General features: G+C 62.5%; 22 protein-coding genes. 9 read left to right on the forward strand and 13 right to left on the reverse strand.

Annotation, left to right across the window (positions count from 1 at the left end):
- Positions 1 to 112 precede the first annotated feature (112 nt).
- The 4 genes from RHM60_RS12775 to lnt are packed head-to-tail and all read left to right on the forward strand — an operon-like array spanning position 113 to position 3985.
- Positions 113 to 1117 carry a PhoH family protein gene (locus tag RHM60_RS12775; RefSeq protein ID WP_231422568.1) on the forward strand — a complete coding sequence of 335 codons (1005 nt, stop codon included), beginning with the start codon at positions 113 to 115 and terminating at the stop codon, positions 1115 to 1117.
- Positions 1110 to 1568, forward strand: coding sequence for an rRNA maturation RNase YbeY (ybeY, locus tag RHM60_RS12780; RefSeq protein WP_209985154.1), 459 nt, complete (start codon positions 1110 to 1112; stop codon positions 1566 to 1568). Before RHM60_RS12775 ends, ybeY begins: the two co-directional genes overlap by 8 nt.
- Before the next feature lie 45 nt (positions 1569 to 1613).
- Entirely contained in the window at positions 1614 to 2453 is an 840-nt protein-coding gene (locus tag RHM60_RS12785) for an HlyC/CorC family transporter (RefSeq protein WP_015373027.1), read from the forward strand.
- 8 nt (positions 2454 to 2461) lie between these two features.
- Positions 2462 to 3985, forward strand: coding sequence for an apolipoprotein N-acyltransferase (gene lnt, locus RHM60_RS12790; protein WP_231422567.1), 1524 nt, complete (start codon positions 2462 to 2464; stop codon positions 3983 to 3985).
- Positions 3986 to 4108: 123 nt separating this feature from the next.
- On the opposite strand, the gene RHM60_RS12795 is transcribed toward lnt, so the two are convergent.
- Together RHM60_RS12795 and RHM60_RS12800 are read right to left on the reverse strand one after the other, a co-directional pair.
- Positions 4109 to 4870 (reverse strand): YdcF family protein, encoded by a 762-nt coding sequence (locus RHM60_RS12795; protein ID WP_209985159.1) that lies wholly within the window; start codon positions 4868 to 4870, stop codon positions 4109 to 4111.
- A gap of 72 nt (positions 4871 to 4942) precedes the next feature.
- Positions 4943 to 5260, reverse strand: a complete 318-nt coding sequence (locus RHM60_RS12800) for a hypothetical protein (protein WP_209985163.1) — start codon at positions 5258 to 5260, stop codon at positions 4943 to 4945.
- A gap of 262 nt (positions 5261 to 5522) precedes the next feature.
- Between RHM60_RS12800 and leuS the strand changes: the two genes are divergently transcribed.
- The 5 genes from leuS to RHM60_RS12825 all read left to right on the forward strand — a co-directional run bounded on the left by leuS (position 5523) and on the right by RHM60_RS12825 (position 11557).
- A complete protein-coding gene (leuS, locus tag RHM60_RS12805; RefSeq protein WP_209985166.1) occupies positions 5523 to 8129 on the forward strand; it encodes a leucine--tRNA ligase in 2607 nt (868 codons plus the stop codon).
- 90 nt (positions 8130 to 8219) lie between these two features.
- Positions 8220 to 8825, forward strand: a complete 606-nt coding sequence (lptE, locus tag RHM60_RS12810; RefSeq protein ID WP_209985169.1) for an LPS assembly lipoprotein LptE — start codon at positions 8220 to 8222, stop codon at positions 8823 to 8825.
- A gap of 39 nt (positions 8826 to 8864) precedes the next feature.
- The gene (gene holA / locus RHM60_RS12815; protein ID WP_003237014.1) at positions 8865 to 9902 is read left to right on the forward strand and encodes a DNA polymerase III subunit delta; all 1038 of its coding nucleotides are present in this window, start codon (positions 8865 to 8867) and stop codon (positions 9900 to 9902) included.
- A gap of 103 nt (positions 9903 to 10005) precedes the next feature.
- The gene (gene arfA / locus RHM60_RS12820; protein ID WP_231422566.1) at positions 10006 to 10170 is read left to right on the forward strand and encodes an alternative ribosome rescue factor ArfA; all 165 of its coding nucleotides are present in this window, start codon (positions 10006 to 10008) and stop codon (positions 10168 to 10170) included.
- A 61-nt stretch (positions 10171 to 10231) separates the two neighbouring features.
- Positions 10232 to 11557: a lytic murein transglycosylase gene (locus RHM60_RS12825; RefSeq protein WP_231422565.1), complete on the forward strand. Its 1326-nt coding sequence runs from the start codon at positions 10232 to 10234 to the stop codon at positions 11555 to 11557.
- A gap of 114 nt (positions 11558 to 11671) precedes the next feature.
- Here the strand turns inward: RHM60_RS12825 and RHM60_RS12830 are convergent, their stop codons facing one another.
- The 11 genes from RHM60_RS12830 to rsfS form a co-directional block, all read right to left on the reverse strand.
- A complete protein-coding gene (locus RHM60_RS12830) occupies positions 11672 to 12589 on the reverse strand; it encodes an LD-carboxypeptidase (RefSeq protein WP_322212008.1) in 918 nt (305 codons plus the stop codon).
- Positions 12590 to 12740: 151 nt separating this feature from the next.
- The gene (gene lipA, locus RHM60_RS12835) at positions 12741 to 13745 is read right to left on the reverse strand and encodes a lipoyl synthase (protein WP_322214611.1); all 1005 of its coding nucleotides are present in this window, start codon (positions 13743 to 13745) and stop codon (positions 12741 to 12743) included.
- Between the two features lie 26 nt (positions 13746 to 13771).
- Positions 13772 to 14419 carry a lipoyl(octanoyl) transferase LipB gene (lipB, locus tag RHM60_RS12840; RefSeq protein WP_322212009.1) on the reverse strand — a complete coding sequence of 216 codons (648 nt, stop codon included), beginning with the start codon at positions 14417 to 14419 and terminating at the stop codon, positions 13772 to 13774.
- Positions 14419 to 14694, reverse strand: coding sequence for a DUF493 domain-containing protein (locus tag RHM60_RS12845; protein ID WP_003237028.1), 276 nt, complete (start codon positions 14692 to 14694; stop codon positions 14419 to 14421). Before RHM60_RS12845 ends, lipB begins: the two co-directional genes overlap by 1 nt.
- Before the next feature lie 85 nt (positions 14695 to 14779).
- Positions 14780 to 15937, reverse strand: coding sequence for a D-alanyl-D-alanine carboxypeptidase family protein (locus RHM60_RS12850; RefSeq protein WP_065952059.1), 1158 nt, complete (start codon positions 15935 to 15937; stop codon positions 14780 to 14782).
- A gap of 178 nt (positions 15938 to 16115) precedes the next feature.
- Positions 16116 to 17126 carry a septal ring lytic transglycosylase RlpA family protein gene (locus RHM60_RS12855; protein ID WP_057010129.1) on the reverse strand — a complete coding sequence of 337 codons (1011 nt, stop codon included), beginning with the start codon at positions 17124 to 17126 and terminating at the stop codon, positions 16116 to 16118.
- Complete coding sequence (mltB, locus tag RHM60_RS12860) at positions 17126 to 18136, reverse strand: lytic murein transglycosylase B (protein ID WP_322212010.1); 1011 nt, start codon at positions 18134 to 18136, stop codon at positions 17126 to 17128. Before mltB ends, RHM60_RS12855 begins: the two co-directional genes overlap by 1 nt.
- 17 nt (positions 18137 to 18153) lie before the next feature.
- Positions 18154 to 19257 carry a rod shape-determining protein RodA gene (gene rodA / locus RHM60_RS12865; RefSeq protein WP_057010160.1) on the reverse strand — a complete coding sequence of 368 codons (1104 nt, stop codon included), beginning with the start codon at positions 19255 to 19257 and terminating at the stop codon, positions 18154 to 18156.
- Positions 19258 to 19288: 31 nt separating this feature from the next.
- The gene (gene mrdA, locus RHM60_RS12870) at positions 19289 to 21187 is read right to left on the reverse strand and encodes a penicillin-binding protein 2 (RefSeq protein ID WP_209985190.1); all 1899 of its coding nucleotides are present in this window, start codon (positions 21185 to 21187) and stop codon (positions 19289 to 19291) included.
- A gap of 15 nt (positions 21188 to 21202) precedes the next feature.
- Positions 21203 to 21670 (reverse strand): 23S rRNA (pseudouridine(1915)-N(3))-methyltransferase RlmH, encoded by a 468-nt coding sequence (rlmH, locus tag RHM60_RS12875; RefSeq protein WP_003176297.1) that lies wholly within the window; start codon positions 21668 to 21670, stop codon positions 21203 to 21205.
- A 9-nt stretch (positions 21671 to 21679) separates the two neighbouring features.
- A complete protein-coding gene (gene rsfS, locus RHM60_RS12880) occupies positions 21680 to 22174 on the reverse strand; it encodes a ribosome silencing factor (RefSeq protein WP_003237041.1) in 495 nt (164 codons plus the stop codon).
- Between the last annotated feature and the right edge of the window lie 53 nt (positions 22175 to 22227).

The raw sequence follows: 22227 nt of genomic DNA on the forward strand, positions 1-22227 counted from the left end.
CCTCCCACATTTGAACCGTGCAACACTCCGACGACGTAAGTGCTTTCGCACACCAGTCACTGGCGCTATCCTCTCCTTCACCTCAACAGCCAAAGGGCGGCTAAAAGCGACCTTGAACGCACCTACAGTAGAACCCCATCGTTTTATCCTCGAGCCGTTTGAGGCTCGCCGCTTCGCCAATCTGTGCGGACAATTCGACGAGCACCTGCGCCTGATCGAACAACGCCTGAGCATCGAGATCCGCAATCGCGGCAATCAGTTCGAGCTCATTGGTGAACCCCAGCACACCACCTCGGCAGAAAACCTGCTGCGCCGGCTCTACCGCGAGACCAAAGGCAGCGAGCTGTCGCCGGAAACCGTGCACCTGTACCTGCAGGAGTCGGCGGTGGAAGACCTGGCCAACAATCCCGTGGCCGAAGCCAGCGTGGCCCTGCGTACCAAAAAAGGCATGATTCGCCCGCGCGGCTTGAATCAGCAGAAGTACGTCAAGGAAATCCTCGGCAACGACATCAACTTCGGCATCGGCCCGGCCGGCACCGGCAAGACTTACCTGGCCGTGGCCTGCGCCGTCGACGCGCTGGAGCGCGAGCAAGTGCGCCGCATCCTGCTGGTGCGCCCGGCGGTCGAGGCCGGCGAAAAGCTCGGCTTCCTGCCCGGCGACCTCGCCCAGAAGATCGACCCCTATCTGCGCCCGCTCTACGACGCGCTCTACGAGATGCTCGGCTTCGAATACGTGGCCAAGCTGATCGAACGCCAGGTGATCGAGATCGCCCCGCTCGCCTACATGCGCGGACGCACTTTGAACAACAGCTTCATCATCCTCGACGAAAGCCAGAACACCACCGTCGAACAGATGAAGATGTTCCTCACCCGTATCGGTTTCGGCTCCACTGCCGTGATCACCGGCGACATCACCCAGGTCGACCTGCCCAAGGGCACCAAGTCAGGCCTGGGCCAGGTGATCGAGGTGCTCAAGGACGTGCCCGGCATCAGCTTTACGCATTTCATGCCCAAGGACGTGGTGCGTCACCCGCTGGTGCAGCGCATCGTCGAAGCCTACGAGCGCTTCGAACACCGCGACGACGGCCTGACCAGGGACACGCGCCGCGATGCTTGAGCTCGACCTGCAGCTGGCGACCGACGCGCCCGCCCCCAGCGAAGCGCAATTTCGCACCTGGTGCGCCCTGGCCCTGCGCCAGCGCAGCGCCGATTCGGAGTTGACCATCCGCCTGGTGGACGAAGCCGAAGGCCGCGAGCTGAATCACACCTGGCGCCACAAGGACTACGCGACCAACGTGCTGTCCTTCCCCGCCGACGTGCCCGACGAGCTGCTGGACATCCCCTTGCTGGGCGACCTGGTGATCTGCGTCGCGGTGGTCGAGCGTGAGGCGCAGGAGCAAGGCAAGGAACTTGAGGCCCACTGGGCCCATCTAGTCATTCATGGCTGCTTGCATCTCTTGGGTTACGACCATATTGACGATGACGAAGCCGAAGAAATGGAAGCACTGGAACGAACGTTGCTTGCAGAATTGGGCCATCCGGACCCGTATGCAGATGACGAAGCTTGAACATCACCTACTAACTGTAACGATAAAGGATTCAGAGTAATCGCTATGAGCGAAGACCGATCGAGCAACGGGCAGAAGTCATGGCTGGGTAAATTGACCCAGGCTTTTGCCCACGAGCCGAAAAACCGCCAGGAGCTGCTGGAGCTGCTGCGTGAGGCCCACCAGAACAAGTTGCTGGACAGCGAAGCGCTGGCCATCGTCGAAGGCGCCATCCAGGTGGCTGACCTGCAGGTCCGCGACATCATGGTGCCGCGCTCGCAGATGATCAGCATCAAGGCGACCCAGACCCCACGGGAGTTCCTCCCGGCCGTGATCGACTCGGCGCACTCGCGCTACCCGGTGATCGGTGAGAGCCATGACGACGTCATGGGTGTCCTGCTGGCCAAGGACCTGTTGCCGCTGATCCTCAAGGAGAACGGCGACAACTTCAATATCAAGGACCTGCTGCGCCCGGCCACCTTCGTGCCTGAATCCAAGCGCCTGAATGTGCTGCTGCGCGAGTTTCGCGCCAACCACAATCACATGGCCATTGTGATCGACGAATACGGTGGCGTTGCGGGCCTGGTGACCATCGAAGACGTGCTTGAGCAGATCGTCGGCGACATCGAAGACGAACACGACGTCGAAGAAGACAGCTACATCAAGCCGCTGCCCAGCGGTGATTTCCTGGTCAAGGCACTGACGCCGATCGAGAACTTCAACGAGTTCTTCGACAGCGAATTCTCCGACGATGAGTTCGACACCGTCGGCGGCCTGGTGATGAGTGCGTTCGGGCATCTGCCAAAACGTAACGAAACCACCGAGATTGGTGCCTATCGCTTCCGCATCCTGAATGCCGATAGCCGCCGCATCCACTTGATCCGTCTGACTCCGATTGCCCGCTAAGGACTGACATGCGCCGTTTGATCGCACCCGGCTGGCCCGGTAACTTGCTGGCCGTGGTGGCCGGCGCCATCACTACTCTGGCGCTGGCGCCGTTCGACCTGTGGCCGTTTGCACTGGTGGCGGTCGGCGTGTTCTATGTCGGGCTGCGGGGCCTGAGCCCACGCCAGGCCCTGGGCCGTGGCTGGTGTTTCGGCTTCGGTCTGTTCGGCGCCGGCACCAGCTGGATCTACTACAGCATCCACCACTTCGGCGGCGCTTCGGTGCTGCTGGCGGGTTTCCTGATGCTGCTGTTCACCGCCGCAATCGCCTGGTTCTTCGCCCTGCCCGCCTGGCTGTGGGCGCGCTGGCTGCGCCGCAATGAAGCGCCGCTGGCGGACGCGCTGACCTTTGCCGCATTGTGGGTCGGCCAGGAAGCGTTTCGTGGCTGGTTCCTCACCGGTTTCCCGTGGCTGTACTCCGGCTACAGCCAACTGGACGGCCCGCTCACCGGCCTGGCGCCTATGGGCGGGATGTGGCTGATTTCGTTCGCGCTGGCGCTGACGGCGGCGCTGTTGTGCAACCTGCCGCGCCTGCTGGCGACCAAACGCAATGCCTTCATCGGCGCAGGCCTGGCGTTACTGGTCGCGCCGTGGGCAATCGGCCTGGCACTCAAGCATCACGCCTGGACCACGCCCTCCGGCGCACCGCTGAGCGTGGCCGCGATCCAGGGCAACATCGAACAAAGCATGAAGTGGGACCCGCAACAGCTGACGGCCCAGCTCGCGCTGTACCGCGACATGAGCTTGAGTTCCAGGCCGGTTGACCTGCTGGTATGGCCGGAAACGGCGGTGCCGGTGCTCAAGGAATCCGTCGAAGATTACCTGGGCATGATGGGCAAGTTTGCCGCCGACCGGCATACCGCGCTGATCACCGGGGTACCGATCCGCCAGGAGGTGCGCCACGAAAAGCGCTATTTCAATGGCATCACCGTGGTGGGCGAAGGCGACGGCACCTACCTCAAGCAGAAGCTAGTGCCCTTCGGCGAGTACGTGCCGCTGCAGGACATGCTGCGCGGCCTGATTGCGTTCTTTGACCTGCCGATGTCGGACTTCGCCCGTGGCCCGGCCGACCAACCGCTGTTGCAGGCCAAGGGCTACCAGATTGCACCGTTCATTTGCTACGAAGTGGTGTACCCGGAATTTGCCGCCGGCCTGTCGGCCCGCAGCGACTTGCTGCTGACCATCAGCAATGACACCTGGTTTGGCCGCTCCATCGGCCCGTTGCAGCACCTGCAAATGGCGCAGATGCGTGCTCTGGAGGCAGGTCGCTGGATGATCCGCGCCACCAACAACGGCGTGACCGCGCTGATCAATCCGTTCGGGCAGATCACCGCGCAGATTCCACAGTTCGAGCGTGGCATTCTCTATGGCGAAGTGGTGCCGATGCACCAGCTCACGCCCTATCTGCAATGGCGCTCGTGGCCGTTGATCATTGTGTGTCTGGTGCTGTTTGGCTGGGCGTTGCTGGCGGGCCGAATGTCCAAAGCCGTCTAGCCGCCCCACCCAAAACCAATGTGGGAGGGGACTTGCTCCCGATTGCAGTGGTCAGTCAATGTAGCTGTTGACTGAAACACCGCTATCGGAAGCAACCCCCCTCCCACATTCAGATCGGTGGCGTTACTTGTAAAACAACCGATACCCCACCTGCCCCACCGCCTCATTCAACAAATACCCGCTCTGCCATATCGACTTGAACTCCGGCATCCAGCCACCCAGTGGCCGCGCATTGTCCACGCCAAGAAAGCCCACCGGCGCCGGCACCACGGTAAAGCCCGCCTTTTCAAAGCTCCACACCGAGCGCGGCATGTGCCAGGCTTGAGTGACCACCACCACGCGCTTGATGCCTTGGGGCAACAGGATCGCGGCGCTCATCTGCGCGTTTTCCCAGGTGGTTCGGCTGCGTTCCTCCTTCCAGCGCACCGTGACGCCAAAATCATCCTGCATTGAAACCGCCATCAGTTCCGCCTCGCTGGGCGGCGTGTCGTAGTGCAGGCCACCGGTGGTCAGCACCGGCAGACCGGATGCCTTGGCCAATCGCGCCGCATAACGCTGACGCTCCAGGCCGATACCCGTCGGCTGGTCCGAACCCCACGCAGGGTCACCGCGTTCGCGTCCAGAACCGAGGATCACAATGGCATCTGCCCGTTGAGCCAGGGTAGACCAGTCCTCACGGGCCAAAGGTGGCACGGTCTCCAGCGCCCGTGCGCTCCACTCCACCACCACCGGCAGGCTCATCAGCCACAGCCCGCCCAACCCCAGGGCAAAACAGCAGCCGGCAAGGCGCGGGCGTGTGCGTCGCAACCACCAGCCAAGGGCCAGCAGCAGCAAGAGAATGCCAGGCGGCAGCAACAGTTGTTTGATGAAATAGCGAATAGGCATCGAGCATCTCCATGGATGCCCGAAGCCTAAGGTGTATCAGGGTTCAGCGCAAAGCTTCACATGGGGGGTGCATCACTTGAACCGGTCGGCCCGATGGGTTGCCGGACCGCGCTCGCGCGCTGCATCCTTGAGCCACACCACCTTCGCCGACTGTGTCGGCGCGCTCGGTGGCGGGGAAGCCACACGGCCAGGCGTCGAGCGTTCGTTTTTTTCCAGGTAAGCCTTGATCAGTTCCAGCTCTGCGCGGCTCAGGCCACGCAGCTCCAGCTCGACGGGGCGTTCATCACGCAATCGACCCGCGGTGCTGGCGGCATCCAACGCACGACCCAAGCGGTCGATCAGTCCTTGGTAGACATCCGGTTTGGTTAACATTCGCTGCGATTTGACCATCCCCTCACCTCATTGAAGATAAGACTCGCTCCCCACTCAACAGCGTAGACCCAGTGGCCGGGCCTGCCTGACGCCGCGACAGACGGCCTGGCGTGCGCAATCAGGGTTTCCCTCGATAGAGTGGGGTCATGTATGCTACGGCGCTTCCTGTAACTCCACTTCCCGCAGGGTTTGGGCATGCACGCGCCGCGCATCGGTGTCGCTCAGCCCTAACGCTGCACCGAAGAGGATTAGGCCACCCCTATTCAGTTCAAAAGTAGCCATGCACGAACATTACCAGCCCCGTGAAATAGAAAATGCCGCACAAACCTTCTGGGACGCGCAAAAGTCCTTCGAAGTCAGCGAACAGCCAGGCAAGGAGACTTACTATTGCCTGTCGATGTTCCCTTACCCCAGCGGCAAGCTACATATGGGGCACGTGCGTAACTACACCATCGGCGACGTGATCTCGCGCTATCAGCGCATGCTCGGCAAGAACGTCCTGCAACCCATGGGTTGGGACGCCTTCGGCATGCCGGCGGAAAACGCCGCGATGAAGAACAACGTGGCGCCCGCCAAGTGGACCTACGAAAACATCGCCTACATGAAGACCCAGCTGCGCAGCCTGGGCCTGGCGGTGGACTGGTCCCGCGAAGTGACCACCTGCAAGCCGGACTACTACCGCTGGGAACAATGGCTGTTCACCCGCCTGTTCGAAAAAGGCGTGATCTACCGCAAGAACGGCACCGTGAACTGGGACCCGGTCGACCAGACCGTACTGGCCAACGAGCAGGTGATCGACGGTCGCGGCTGGCGTTCCGGCGCGGTCATCGAAAAGCGCCAGATCCCGATGTACTACTTCAAGATCACCGCCTACGCCGATGAGTTGCTGTCGAGCCTCGACGACCTGCCGGGCTGGCCTGAACAGGTCAAGACCATGCAGCGCAACTGGATCGGCAAATCCAAGGGCATGGAAGTGCAGTTCCCGTATCACGTCGAGTCCATCGGCGAAGCGGGCGCACTCAAGGTCTTCACCACCCGCCCCGACACCCTGATGGGCGCGACCTACGTCGCCGTGGCCGCCGAACACCCGCTGGCCACCCAGGCCGCACAGAACAATCCCGAGCTTGCGGCGTTCATCGCCGAGTGCAAGGGCGGCAGCGTGGCCGAAGCCGACGTCGCCACCCAGGAGAAAAAAGGCCTGCCGACCGGGCTGTTCGTCGAGCATCCCCTCACCGGTGAAAAGCTGCCGGTATGGGTCGCCAACTATGTGTTGATGCACTACGGCGATGGCGCCGTCATGGCCGTGCCGGCTCACGACGAGCGTGATTTCGAATTCGCCACCCAGTACAGCCTGCCGATCAAATCCGTGGTGCGCACCAGCGCGGGTGATACCAACCCGGCGCCCTGGCAGGACGCCTACGGCGAACACGGCGAGCTGATCAACTCCGGCGAATTCGACGGCCTGGACTTCGCCGGCGCTTTCGATGCCATTGAAGTGGCGCTGATCAAGAAAAACCTCGGCGCCTCGCGCACCCAGTTCCGCCTGCGCGACTGGGGCATCAGCCGCCAGCGCTACTGGGGCTGCCCGATCCCGATCATCCACTGCGACACGTGCGGCGACGTGCCGGTACCGGAAGACCAGTTGCCGGTCGTGCTGCCTGAAGACGTAGTGCCCGATGGCGCCGGTTCCCCACTGGCCCGCATGCCCGAGTTCTACGAGTGCGCCTGCCCCAAATGCGGCGCGCCGGCCAAGCGTGAAACCGACACCATGGACACCTTCGTCGAGTCCTCGTGGTACTACGCCCGCTACGCCTCGCCGCACTATGAAGGCGGCCTGGTGGAAAAATCCGCAGCCGACCATTGGTTGCCGGTGGACCAGTACATCGGCGGTATCGAACACGCCATCCTGCACCTGCTCTACGCGCGCTTCTTCCACAAGCTGATGCGTGACGAAGGCCTGGTGAGTTCCGATGAGCCGTTCAAGAACCTGCTCACCCAGGGCATGGTGATCGCCGACACCTACTATCGCCGCGAAGCCAATGGCGCCTACACCTGGTTCAACCCGGCGGACGTGGAACTGGAGCGTGACAGCAAGGCCAAGGTGATCAGCGCCAAACTGAAATCCGACGGCCTGCCGGTGGAAATCGGCGGCACCGAGAAAATGGCCAAGTCGAAGAACAACGGCGTCGACCCGCAGTCGATGATCGATCAGTTCGGCGCCGACACCTGCCGCCTGTTCATGATGTTCGCATCGCCACCGGACATGAGCGCCGAATGGTCCGACTCCGGCGTCGAAGGCTCGCACCGCTTCCTCAAACGCGTCTGGCGCCTGGCCCACGCCCATGTCAGCCAAGGCCTGCCCGGTAAACTGGACGTGGCCGCGCTGAGCGACGAGCAGAAAGCCATTCGCCGCAGCACCCACCTGGCCATCAAGCAAGCCGGCCAGGACGTGGGCCAGAACCACAAGTTCAACACCGCCATCGCTCAGGTGATGACACTGATGAACGTGCTGGAAAAAGCCCCGCAAGCCACCGAGCAGGATCGCGCACTGATTCAGGAGGGCCTGGAAACGGTTACCCTGTTGCTCGCCCCGATCACGCCGCACATCAGCCATGAATTGTGGAGCCGGTTGGGCCACAACGAGGCAGTCATCGATGCGCGGTGGCCGGTGCAGGATGACAGCGCGCTGGTGCAGGACACGTTGCAACTGGTGATCCAGGTCAATGGCAAACTGCGCGGGCAGATCGACATGCCCGCCAGTGCCAGTCGCGAAGAGGTTGAAGCGGCGGCGCGGGTCAACGAGAACGTGCTGCGCTTTACCGAAGGCCTGACGATCCGCAAAGTGATCGTGGTGCCGGGCAAACTGGTCAATATCGTCGCCAGCTAAATCGGATCGGGCGCAAGGCTTGAGCCTTGCGCCGAACTAAACCTTCAGGGCCTCGATAAGGCCCGCCTGGTTTCAAGGGGAGCAACAAAAATGATCAAACGCAATTTGCTGGTGATGGGCCTTGCCGTGCTGCTGAGCGCATGCGGCTTCCAGTTGCGCGGCACCGGCACCAATGAACTGGCGATCAAGGAATGGGACGTCAGCGCCCGCAACGCTTACGGCGAAACCGTGACGCAATTGCGTCAGGTCATGGAAAGCAGCGGCGTGCACATCTACACCGGCGCGCCCTACAAGCTGTTCCTGGCCGACGAGCGAGACACCCAGCGCAACCTGAGCTACGCCAGCGCCGGCCGTGCCTCGGACATCGAGCTGAGCACCGAGCTGACCTTCGAGATCCAGGGCCGTGACAAGCTGCCATTGATGGGTGACAAGATCCAGGTACAGAAGGTCGTCAGCCACGACGGCAATAACCTGGTAGGTTCTGACTCGCAAATCATTCAGGTGCGCAAGGAAATGCGGCGTGATCTGGTCCAGCGCATGGTCCTGCGCCTGTCGCTGCTGACCCCGCAACAACTTGAGACATTGCAGCAACGCGCTGACGACAAGGCCAAGGCTGACGCCGATGCCTTGAAAGCTGCGCAAGAGTACGAAAATAACACGCCGAAACAATCGCCTGTTGAAGTCCCTGTCGAGTAAGCCAGACGGGGCGCCCCAGGCGCCCCGTTCGCCCCGCCTATGAAACTCGCCCCCGCCCAACTCGCCAAACACCTGCAAGGTGGCCTTGCGCCTGTGTACATCGTCAGCGGCGATGACCCGCTGCTGTGCCAGGAAGCGGCAGACGCCATTCGCAGCGCCGCGCGCCAGCAAGGTTTCGACGAACGCCAGGTGTTCAGCGCCGACGCCAGTTTCGACTGGGGTACGTTGCTGCAAGCCGGCGCCAGCATGTCGTTGTTTGCCGAAAAGCGCCTGCTGGAACTGCGCCTGCCCTCGGGCAAGCCCGGTGACAAGGGCGCGGCGGCGCTGATGGAATACTGCGCACGGCCGGCCGAGGACACGGTCCTGCTGATCAGCCTGCCCAAGCTCGACGGCAGTGCGCAGAAAACCAAGTGGGGCAAGGCGCTGGTGGAAGGCGCGCAGACGCAGTTCATCCAGATCTGGCCGGTGGACAGCAACCAGTTGCCGCAGTGGATTCGTCAACGCCTTTCCCAGTCAGGGTTGTCGGCGACACAAGACGCTGTGGAGCTGATTGCCGCGCGGGTCGAGGGCAACCTGCTGGCCGCCGCTCAGGAGATCGAAAAGCTCAAGTTGATGGCTGAAGACGGACAGATCACCGTCGAAACCGTGCAAGGTGCGGTGGCCGACAGTGCTCGCTTTGACGTGTTCGGGCTGGTGGACGCTATCCTCAACGGTGAGCCGGCCCATGCCCTGCGCATGCTCGAAGGCTTGCGCGGCGAAGGGGTGGAGCCGCCGGTGATTCTATGGGCCCTGGCCCGCGAGCTGCGGGTACTGGCCAATATCGCCCTGCAATACAGCCAGGGCACGCCACTGGACAAATGCTTCAGCCAGGCCCGCCCACCGGTGTGGGACAAGCGCAAGCCGCTGATGAGCAAAGCCCTGCAACGGCACACGGCGCAACGCTGGGCGCAATTGTTGCTGGAGGCGCAGCGTATCGATGCACAGATCAAGGGCCAGGCGGCGGGCTCGCCGTGGATGAGTCTGAGCCGTTTGTCGCTGTTGATGGCCGGCCAGCGCCTCACACTGCCCGCCGAATAACCCCGCCGCATTTTGATCTGTATTTACAATTCTCAGGCTTTACAGCCCCGCCGATTCGGCCGATTATTTGCGCCGTTCCACTCATCCATCAAGAGTACTCATCATGAGCAAAAAGCCATCCAGGAATGGCCCCAACAAGGCCAAATCCATCATCGCCCAGCCACTGTTCCGCAGCCGCCAGGAACGCGCCGGCAAGGGCAAAGGCAGCTACCGCCGCGAAGCCTTCCAGTCTGACAGCTGGGAGGCTTCTTACTTTCTGGCTGCCTGAAGGCAAGCGCCCCTCCGGCATGATAAGGTCTGCACTTGATTTGTAACCCCTGGACCTGTGCATGCCCTCTAGTCTTTCCCGTCGTTGGCACCTGCGCCAATTGATTGCTGCCTCCAGCCTTATTCTGCTTGTCGCCTGCGCCGAGAAACCCACCGCCGCCGACGCCCAGCCTCTGCCGAAAATCCAGACCGTGCCGGCCGTCGCGCCTGCCGTGGTTGCACCTTTGGCGGTGGACAATCTTGATATCCAGCCCACCCAGACTTTTGCCGAATGGCAGGCCGGGTTCCGCGCGGACGCGCTGAAAGCCGGGATCACACCCGCCGTCTTTGATAACGCCTTCGCCAACGTCACCCCCGACATGGCGGTGATTCGCGCCGACCGCAGCCAGCCGGAGTTTTCCCGCCCGGTGTGGGAGTACCTCGACGGTGCCTTGTCGGCGGTGCGCGTGCGCAATGGCCAGGCGCTGCTGATCAAGTACGCCGATACCCTGCAGAGCATCGAGCAACGCTATGGCGTCGACCGCCAGGCGCTGGTCTCGGTGTGGGGCATGGAGAGTAATTTTGGCGCGTTCCAGGGCAATAACTCGGTCATCCGCTCTCTGGCCACCCTGGCCTATGAGGGCCGCCGCCCAGCCTTTGCCCAGGCGCAATTGCTCGCCGCGCTGCAGATCATCCAGCATGGCGATATCCAGGCCGACCAGATGAAAGGCTCGTGGGCCGGCGCCATGGGTCAGACCCAATTTATCCCGACCACCTACAACACCCACGCCGTGGACTTCGATGGCGACGGCCGCCGCGATATCTGGAACAGCCCGGCCGACGCCCTCGCCTCCACCGCGCATTACCTGCAAAGCTCCGGCTGGCAGAAAGGCCAGCCGTGGGGCTTCGAGGTGAAACAACTGCCGACCCACTTCGATTACGCCCTGGCCGACGGCAGCGTGCGCAAGAGCGTGGCCGAGTGGCTGAAACTCGGCATTCAGCTGCCACCGGGGGCAAGCATGCCGCCCAACGTCGACCAACTGTCCGCCGCCCTGCTGCTGCCAGCCGGTTACCGTGGCCCGGCGTTCCTGGTGCTGGATAACTTCCGCGCGATCCTCAAGTACAACAACTCCTCTTCCTACGCACTGGCGGTTGGCCTGCTGTCGGAGCGGTTTGGTGGCGGGGGTGTGATTCGTGGAGACTGGCCCAAGGATGAATTGCCGCTGAGCCGCTCCCAACGCATCGACCTGCAGGCAGCGCTGACCGCCAAGGGCTATGACGCGGGCAACCCGGACGGGATTATCGGCGCGAATACGCGCAAGGCGATTCGCGCGGCGCAGCAGGCGCTGGGCTGGCCGGCGGACGGGTATGCGACGGTGAAGTTGCTGGAGTCTCTGCAGAACCGCTAGATTCGCTTATGGCGACTACCGTCATCGGGAGCAAGCCCCTCCCACCGTTGAACTGTGAATACATTCAACGTGTGGGAGGGGGCTTGCTCCCGATGACGGCATGCCAGGCAACCATTATTTAAAGACCACATCCTGCTCCAGCACCACCCGCTGCTCCCCCGCATCCAGGCGAACCACTGCGCCCAGCGGCAACGTCAGGTTGGGGTCGCAGTGCCCGCTGCGCCAGCCGGCCAGCACCGGAATGCCGAGCGGTTCGAAGGTCTGCTTCAATAGCCGTTCCAACGCCATGCCGTCCACCCCTGCTACATCCCCCACCAACACACCGGCGACCTGCGCCAGCTTGCCGGCCAGGCGCAAGTGCGTGAGCAGGCGGTCGATGCGGTAGATCGGCTCGTTGATGTCCTCGATAAACAGGATGATGCCTTGCGCGTCGATTTCAAACGGCGTGCCCATCACTGCGGCGATCATCGACAGGTTTCCACCCTGCAAGCGCCCACGGGCGATGCCCGGCTCAAGGGTGGTCAGCGGGAAGGCGACAGGGTGCGCCAACTCGCTGCCAGTGCCCAGTTGGCCACGCAGCAGGCTGAACAACGAGGACTCGGTGGGTGGCTGCTTGTCGCCCAGCAGATCGGCGTTGAGCATCGGCCCGTGGAAGGTCACAAAGCCCGCATAGCGGTTGATCGCCAGGTGCAAGGCGGTGATGTCGCTGTAGCCGACAAAGGGTTTGGGGTTGGCGCGCAGCAGGCCGAAATCCAGGCTGTCGAGCAGACGTGGCGTGCCGTAGCCGCCGCGCAGGCAGAAGATGGCATCGATATCGGGATCAGCGAAGGCGGCATGGAGGTCGGCGAGGCGGGTTTTATCGCTGCCGGCAAGGTAGCCGTCGCGTTCATACACACCGGGGTAGATGCGCAGGTCATAGCCGCGATTGCGCATCCATTGCTCGGCCTTTTCCAGGTCCAGCGCGGCGGGGCCGGCCGGGGCGATCAGGGCGATGGTGCCTTCGGGGCGCAATGCGGGTACGGCGGCGTTCATCCATGTTCTCCATGCAAAAAGTGGGAGGGGGCTTGCTCCCGATGGCGGTGTGACAGTCAATACATCAGGTGACTGAAACACCGCTATCGGGAGCAAGCCCCTCCCACATTGGCCCTTCCTGCACTTCAGGCCTGCGGTGTTACTCAGCGCTCTAGGCGGAAACCAGGCTGGCCTTGACCAGTTTGGCCTGCTCGTCGGCGTGGTACGACGAACGTACCAACGGGCCCGACGCCACGTTCTTGAAGCCCATCTTGTAGCCTTCCTCGGCGAACCAGGCGAAGACGTCCGGGTGCACGAAACGCTGCACCGGCAAGTGGCTGCGCGACGGTTGCAGGTATTGGCCGAGGGTCAGCATATCGATGTCGTGTTCGCGCATGCGCTTCATGACGTCGATCACTTCTTCGTCGGTTTCGCCCAGGCCCAGCATCAGGCCGGATTTGGTCGGGATGTGCGGCATCATCTGCTTGAATTTCTGCAGCAGGGTCAGCGACCACTGGTAGTCCGACCCCGGACGCGCGGCCTTGTACAGGCGCGGCACGGTTTCCAGGTTGTGGTTGAACACATCCGGCGGCTCGGCAGCGGTGATTTCCAGCGCCACGTCCATGCGGCCACGGTAGTCCGGCACCAGGGTTTCAAGCATCACGTTCGGCGACAGCTTGCGGATTTCGCGGATGCAGTCGGCAAAGTGCTGGGCACCGCCGTCACGCAGGTCGTCGCGGTCCACCGAGGTGATCACCACGTATTTGAGTTTGAGGTCGGCGATGGCGATGGCCAGGCTTTGCGGCTCGTTCACGTCCAGCGGCTTCGGACGGCCATGGCCGACGTCGCAGAACGGACAGCGACGGGTGCAGATGTCACCCATGATCATGAAGGTGGCGGTGCCGCCGGAGAAGCATTCGCCCAGGTTCGGGCAGGACGCCTCTTCGCACACGCTGTGCAGCTTGTGTTTGCGCAGCAGGGCCTTGATACGGTCGACTTCCGGCGAAACCGGGATGCGCACGCGGATCCAGTCGGGTTTCTTCGGCAGTTCGGTGGTGGGAATGATCTTGACCGGGATGCGTGCAACCTTCTCGGCGCCACGCAGCTTGACGCCGGCTTCCACCTTGACACGCGGGGCCGGGGCCGGACGCTCGGTGATGTCCAGCGTCGGGATCATGGTTTGCACTGCATCAGTAGTCATAATCAGTCGATTCCGCCCGTGAGGGTCGTCTGCTCAGCATAGTCGAGGTGTTTGACGAGCTGCGCGCGCAGCCGGGCACTTACCTCGGCAAATTTAATCGGTGTGGCGTGTTCGCTCAGTTGCGTCATCGCAAGCCCCGCATAACCACAGGGGTTGATGCGACGAAATGGCGCCAGGTCCATGTCCACATTCAGGGCCAGGCCATGAAAGGAACAGCCATGGCGGATGCGCAACCCCAGCGAGGCGATTTTCGCACCGTCCACGTACACGCCGGGTGCATCGGGCTTGGCTGCGGCGCTCACGCCATAACTGGCCAGCAGCTCGATCAGGCAAGCCTCCATGCGGCTCACCAGGTCGCGCACGCCAAACCCCAGCTTGCGCACATCCAGCAGCAGGTAAGCCACCAGTTGGCCGGGACCATGGTAAGTCACTTGGCCACCTCGGTCGACCTGCACCACTGGAATATCACCCGGCACCAGCAGGTGCTCGGCTTTGCCGGCCTGGCCCTGGGTGAACACCGGCGGATGCTCCACCAGCCAGATTTCATCCGGGGCCGAAGTGCCGCGCTCGTTGGTGAAGCGCTGCATGGCATGCCACACGGGCTCATAGGCCATCTTGCCAAGCTCGCGAAAGCCCAGGACTGCGGGCATCACAACACCATGTGCACGAAGCCGGTGGCCCGCAGTTCACTGTTGATGTCGTAGAGCTGTTCCTGACCGGTCGCAACGATGTGCAACTGGATCGTGGTGTATTTACCGTTGGTGCTCGAACGCTCGTCCACCCGGTTGTCGTTGATCGTCGCGTGTTTACGCACGATCTCGAGGATCTTGTCCTTGTTGCCTGCACCGGTATCGCTGATCACCTTGACGGGATAGTCCGTCACCGGGAACTCGATCTTTGGCGCCTTCACTTCTTTATCGGTCATGGCAGAACAGCCTCGTAAGCGGTAAGCCGTGGCGACGGGCAAAGCCCCGCGTCGGATCAACGCGGGGCTTTGCAGGTGCACACAATCAGTTGAACAAGCCGTAGAAGAACAGACGGATGCTATCCCACACGCGGCGGAAGATACCACCTTCGTCGACGGCGTCGAGCGCGATCAGGTCGGCGCTGTGCACCACCTTGTCGTCCAGCTTCACTTCGACTTTACCGATCACATCGCCCTTGGCGATAGGCGCAACCAGTTGCGGGTTCAGGGTCATGCTGGCAGCCAGCTTCTTCAGTTGGCCTTTAGGCATGGTCAGGGTCAGATCGTCGGCCAGGCCGGCCTTGACCTGGGAGGTCGCGCCCTTCCACACCGGTGCGGTCGCAAGCTCGGTGCCCTTCTGGTAGAAGGTCTGGGTTTCGAAGAAACGGAAGCCGTAGGTCAGCAGCTTTTGCGTCTCGGCCGCACGGGCCTGCTCGCTGTTGGTGCCGAATACCACGGCGATCAGGCGCTGGCCATCACGTACAGCGGACGACACCATGCAGTAACCGGCTTCGTCGGTGTGGCCGGTTTTCAGGCCATCAACGGTCTTGTCACGCCACAGCAACAGGTTGCGGTTGGGCTGCTTGATGTTGTTCCAGAAGAATTCCTTCTGGGAGTAGATCGCATAGTGCACCGGGTCGACGCGGATGATCGCGCGAGCCAGGATCGCCATGTCGTGAGCCGACGAATAGTGCTCAGGGTTCGGCAGGCCGGTCGGGTTCATGAAGTGGCTGTTGGTCATGCCCAGGTCGCCGGCGGTCTTGTTCATCATGTCGGCGAACGCGTCTTCGCTGCCGGCGATGTGTTCGGCCAGGGCCACGCTGGCGTCGTTACCCGACTGGATGATGATGCCGTGCAGCAGGTCGCTCACGGTGACTTGCGAGCCGACCTTGATGAACATCCGCGAACCGCCGGTACGCCAGGCGTTTTCGCTGACGGTGACCGGATCGTTCTCGCCGATCTGGCCGCGACGGATTTCCAGGGTCGCGATGTAGGCGGTCATCAGCTTGGTCAGGCTGGCGGGCGGCAGGCGCACGTCACCGCCGTTCTCGACCAGCACGTTGCCGCTGGCGGCATCCATGAGGACCCAGGCCTTGGCGGCCAGTTGCGGGGAAGCCGGCACCATTTCAACCGCCCAGGCGGCCGGGGTGATGATCAGCGAGATAAGCAGGCACGTGCGTTTGGCTAAGGTGGTGATGTTCATCCGTCTCTCGAAATTGCGTATGGAAACTTGCCCTCGCGGGCAAAACTTATTCAGACAGCCCGTTGCCAGACTGTCGCGTGTTCGATTGCCCGCTCACCCCTTGCCCCCGGGTTTTTGTTGTTCAACGAGCCAGCAACCAGGGTTCGAGCCCCGCAGGAGCCTGAACCTTCAATCGGGTTTATTCGGCGGTGACCAGCTTGGGCTGTCCCAGGTTGGCCAGGCGTACGCTGTTCTGCACCTGCGCGACCTCGCTCGGCGAGCCGATCGGGCCCATGCGTACACGGTGCAGGGTCTGCTGGTTACGCACGATGGAGCTGATGAATACCGGCGCGTTGACCATGCCGCTGAGTTTGGACCTTAACAGTTCTGCCGCATCCGGGTTGGCGAAAGCGCCCACCTGCAGGAATTGCCCGCCGGCCATGGACGCGCCAGGTGCGGCATGGGGCACGACCACGGTGTCCGGGGCGTGCTGCGCAGGCGGTGGTGTCCATTGTTCGATCTTGCCGGTGGAGGCGGTCACTTGCGGCTGCACGGTGCGCGGCTCGTTGAGCATCAACGGTGCCGGTTTGCCACGCTGGGCCCAGTATTGGGCCGGGTCGATGCCTTCGACCTTGACCCGCGCGGTGCCGGTTTCGGCATAGCCGAGTTTCTTCGCGGCGGCATAGGACAAGTCGATGATACGGTCGGAATAGAACGGCCCACGGTCGTTGACCCGCAGGATCACCGTGCGGTTGTTGTCCAGGTTGGTCACCCGCACATAGCTGGGCAGCGGCAATGTCTTGTGGGCCGCGCTCATGCCGTACAGGTCATAGACCTCGCCATTGGCGGTGTTCTGACCGTGGAACTTGGTGCCGTACCAGGACGCCGTGCCCGACTGGACGTAGGTTTTGGAGTCCTGCAGCGGGAAGTAATTCTTGCCCAGCACGGTGTAGGGGTTGGCCTTGTAGGGGCCGGTGTGCAGGGTCGGCGTGGCATCCGGGATCTTCGACACATCCACGTCCCACCACGGCGCGCCGTCCTTGTGCGCGCGGTTGATGTCCAGGCCCGGCTGGGCACGGACGATTGCGCCACCGGCCTTGGGCACCGGCCCACGGCTGGTGGGTGTGGACGTGGAACAACTGACAACCAGCAAGGACAACGCGGCAAACGCCACCAGCTTGAGCGGTTTATGGAACGGCGATGCCCGCATTACTTGGTGCCCCGTGCTTGGACCAGCATGTCTGACAGCTGATGCACGGCCATGGCGTACATCACACTGCGGTTATAACGCGTGATTGCGTAAAAATTCTGCAGGCCCATCCAGTATTCAGGACCCTTTTCGCCTTCAAGGCGGAACGCCGTTACCGGCAGATCGTCGCCGGGCGCATTCTGACTCGACCAGCCCAGCGCCCGCAACTCCCCAACGGTCTTGACCGGTTCGATGCCTTGAGTCAAACCTTCGTCGGCGCGTTCGCCGCTGACGTTGGCGCGCACCACCACCGGTTCGCCAGCCACCCAGCCATGGCGCTTGAAGTAGCTGGCAACGCTGCCAATGGCGTCGTCCGGGTTGCTCCAGATATTGATGTGGCCGTCGCCGTCAAAATCCACCGCATAGGCGCGAAAGCTGCTCGGCATGAATTGCGGCAGGCCCATGGCACCGGCATAGGAGCCCTTGAGGGTCAGCGGGTCGACCTGCTCTTCGCGGGCCAGCAGCAGAAATTCGCGCAGCTCCTTGCGGAAGAAGTCGGCGCGCGGCGGGTAATCGAAGCCCAGGGTCGACAAGGCATCGATCACCCGATAATTGCCGGTATTGCGCCCGTAGAAGGTTTCGATGCCGATGATCGAAACAATCACCTGGGCCGGCACGCCGTACTCCTGCTCGGCGCGGGCCAGCACCGCCTCGTGCTGACGCCAGAAGTCCACGCCGCGGGCCACGCGGGCATCGGTGAGGAACATCGGGCGATATTCCTTCCACTGCTTCACGCGTTCGGCCGGGCGCGAGATGGCGTCGAGGATCGCCTGCTTCTTCTGCGCCTCCCGGAACACGCCCATCAGCTGTTCACCGGCGAAACCGTAGTCGCGGGTCATTTCGCCGACAAATTCGGCGACCTGGGGAGAGCCATCGTAGTCACCGGCCTGCGTCTCCTGCGATGCACCGAGCAGCCCGATCAGGCCCATCCAGGATGCATGCCGAGTCGCCCAGCCGCGCATTACTTGCATTGACATCTTCACCTTATTCAAACCTGTGCGATCCATTTGCGATGCGTATGAATCGACATCAAAACCCCAAACGCTGACAGCAATGTCACCAGCGAAGTTCCGCCGTAGCTAATGAACGGCAACGGCACCCCTACCACCGGCAGCAGGCCACTGACCATACCGATGTTGACGAAAACGTAAACAAAAAAAGTCATGGTCAAGGCGCCGGCGAGCAATTTGCCGAACAGCGTCTGCGCCTGCGCGGTGATCACCAGGCCCCGCCCGATCAGCAGCAAATAGATCAGCAGCAGCGCACAGATGCCCACCAGACCGAACTCTTCGCCCAGCACCGCGATAATGAAGTCGGTGTGGCTTTCGGGCAAAAAGTCCAGATGCGACTGGGTGCCCAGCAACCAGCCCTTGCCGAACACACCACCGGAACCGATCGCGGCCTTCGACTGGATAATGTTCCAGCCGGTGCCCAGCGGATCGCTTTCCGGGTCGAGGAACGTGAGGATCCGCTGCTTCTGATAGTCGTGCATAAAGAAGAACCACATCGCCACCGCCACCGGCACCGCAGCCGCCAGCACGCTGAGGATCCAGCGCCAGCGCAGGCCACCCATGAACAGCACGAAGGCGCCGCCGGCGAGGATCAGCAACGAGGTGCCGAGGTCGGGCTGGCGCACGATCAGGATGAACGGGATGCCGATCAGGATCAGGCTGATGCCCACGTGCTTGAGCTGCGGCGGCAAGGTGCGTTTGGACAGGTACCAGGCAATGGTGGCCGGCATCAGGATCTTCATGAATTCCGACGGCTGGAAGCGAATCACCCCGGGAATGTTGATCCAGCGTGTCGCGCCCATGGCGTTGTGGCCCATCACATCCACCACCACCAGCAGCAACACCCCGGCGACATACCCCAGCGGCACCCAGCGCGCCATGAAGCGTGGCTCCAACTGCGCGATCACCACCATCGACAACAGGCCCAGGCCGAACGACGACGCCTGCTTGATCAGCAGGTCCCAGTCCTTGCCGCTGGCCGAATACAGCACGAACAGGCTGCCGGCCGCCAGGGTCAGCAGCAGGATCAGCAGCGGGCCATCAATGTGCATGCGCTGCAGCAACGTCGCGCGACGACGCATCACGTCCTCGCTGGAGAGGATGCGGTCAAAATTACTCTTCACGGGCCGTCACCTCGGGGGTTGAAGGGGGGCCGCCATACTCGGGCTTAAGCCTGCCATCGTCGGCCAGCAGCCAGGCGTCCATGATCTGGCGCACCACCGGCGCAGCCACACCGGAGCCGGATTCGCCGTTCTCGACCATCACCGCCACCACGATTTTTGGCGCGTCGGCCGGGGCAAAGCCGACAAACAAGGCGTGGTCACGGTGACGCTCCTGAACCTTGCTGCGGTCATACTTTTCGCCCTGCTTGATCGCCACCACCTGCGCCGTGCCGCTCTTGCCGGCAATGCGGTACTGCGCGCCAAGCGCGGCCTTGCGCGCGGTGCCCCGGGCGCCGTGCATCACCTGCTGCATGCCGTGATTGACCTTGGCCCAGTCGGACGGGTCGCGCAGCACGATGTCGGGAATCGGGTTTTCATCCACCGGTTTTTCGCCTTCGATGGTCCGGGCCAGGTGCGGGCGGTTCCAGATGCCTTTGTTGGCCACCAACGCGGTGGCCTGGGCCAGTTGCAGCGGGGTGGCCTGCATGTAGCCCTGGCCGATGCCGAGAATCAGGGTTTCACCCGGGAACCACGCCTGGCGACGGGTCGCGCGCTTCCATTCACGTGATGGCATCAGACCGGGGGATTCTTCGAACATGTCCAGGGAGACTTTCTGACCGAGGCCGAACTTGCCCATGTAGGCCGCCAGACGGTCGATCCCCAGCTTGTGGGCCAGGTCGTAAAAATAGGTGTCGTTGGAGCGCATGATCGCGGTGTCCAGGTCGACATAGCCGTCACCGGTGCGGTTCCAGTTGCGGTATTTGTGGTCGTAGTTGGGCAGCATGTAGTAGCCCGGGTCGTACACACGGCTGGAAGCGGTGACCACGCCCGCGTCCAGGCCGGCAATCGCCACCGCCGGCTTGATGGTCGAGCCAGGCGGGTACAGGCCGCGCAGCACGCGGTTGAACAGCGGTCGGTCGATGGAATCACGCAACTCGGCGTAGGCCTTGAAGCTGATGCCGGTCACGAACAGGTTGGGGTCGAAGCTCGGCTGGCTGACCATCGCCAGCACCTCGCCAGTGTTCGGGTCGAGGGCCACTACCGCGCCGCGCCGACCGCCCAGGGCCATTTCGGCGGCTTCCTGCAGCTTGATGTCCAGGCTCAGCACGATGTCCTTGCCGGGCACCGGGTCGGTGCGCTTGAGCACGCGCAGCACGCGGCCTCGCGCGTTGGTTTCGACTTCTTCGTAACCCACCTGGCCGTGCAGCTCGGGCTCGTAGAAGCGCTCGATGCCGGTTTTGCCGATGTGATGCGTGCCGCTGTAATTGACCGGATCGAGGCTTTTGAGCTCTTTCTCGTTGATGCGCCCCATATAGCCGACCGAGTGGGCAAAGTGCGGCCCCTGCGGGTAATGACGCACCAACTGCGCCACCACTTCCACGCCGGGCAGGCGGAACTGGTTCACCGCGATGCGCGCGATCTGCTCTTCGGTCAGCTCGAACAGAATCGGCACCGGCTCGAACGGCCGGCGCCCCTGCCTCATGCGTTTTTCGAAGATCACCCGGTCTTCCGGCGTCAGTTGCAGCACCTCGACGATCACATCGAGCACCTGCTGCCAGTCGCCGGAGCGTTCGCGGGTCATGCTCAGGCTGAAGCTGGGGCGGTTATCGGCAACCACCACGCCGTTGCGGTCGAAAATCAGCCCACGGGTCGGCGGGATCGGCTGCACGTGCACGCGGTTGTTTTCCGACAGCGTGGAGTGATAGTCGTACTGGATCACCTGCAGAAAATACAGGCGCGCGACCAGCACGCCGATCAGCCCCACCACCAGAAAAGCACCAAACACGACCCGAGCGCGTACCAGACGTGCGTCTTTCTCGTGGTCCTTGATGCGGATCGGCTGAGTCATCGGGCGCGGCGCAGATTATTTGTGGTAAGGGTGCCCGGACAGGACTGTCCAGGCGCGATACAGCTGTTCACCGATCAGAATCCTTACCAACGGGTGCGGCAACGTCAGGGCCGACAGCGACCAGCGCTGATCGGCCCGCGCACAGACTTCCGGCGCCAGCCCTTCAGGGCCACCGACCATGAAGTTGACCGTGCGCGAATCCAGACGCCAGCGGTCCAGTTCCACCGCCAGTTGCTCGGTACTCCAGGGCTTGCCGTGCACTTCGAGGGTGACGATGCGCTCGTTGGGGCCGACCTTGGCCAGCATGGCCTCGCCTTCCTGACGGATAAAGCGCGCCACGTCGGCATTCTTGCCCCGGGTGTTGAGCGGGATTTCCACCAGCTCAAGCGACAGCTCGGCCGGCAGACGCTTGGCATACTCATGCCAACCTTCTTCCACCCACTTGGGCATGCGTGAACCGACAGCGATCAGACGCAGGCGCACAGCCGTTCCTTATTCCTGGTCTTTGTTGAGCTTGTCGAAGTGCGCGTGGCCCACTTCCGGGCTGTGGTGCTTGCCATCGGCGGCACGGCTCTGCTCGGCGCCTTTCCACAGGCGCTCCAGGTCGTAGAACTGACGGGCGTTGCTGGTCATCATGTGAACGATCACGTCGTCCATGTCCAGCAGCACCCAGTCGCTGTCGCCCTTGCCTTCTTCACCCAATGGCTTGACGCCCTGGGCTTTGACGGCTTCGCGGACCTTGTCGAGCATCGCGCCGATCTGGCGGTTGGAGGTACCCGTGGCGATGATCATGTAGTCGGTGATGCTCTGCTTGTCGCGCACGTCAAGCACCTGGATATCCTGGGCCTTCACGTCTTCAAGCGCGGCAACCGCGACTTTCACCAGCTCTTCGCCAGCCAGCTCCGGGCCAACGTGGGCTTCAACCGGCAGCGGGGCGCTTTTGAAGGTGCCTTTACGCTTAACTTTGCTTACGTCTTTGTTCGTCATAAAAAACTCGTTTTGCTCATATGTTCGGGCGCTTGCTGCACGACGGTTCGTGC

Source organism: Pseudomonas sp. MH9.3, assembly GCF_034354675.1.
GTDB lineage: Bacteria > Pseudomonadota > Gammaproteobacteria > Pseudomonadales > Pseudomonadaceae > Aquipseudomonas.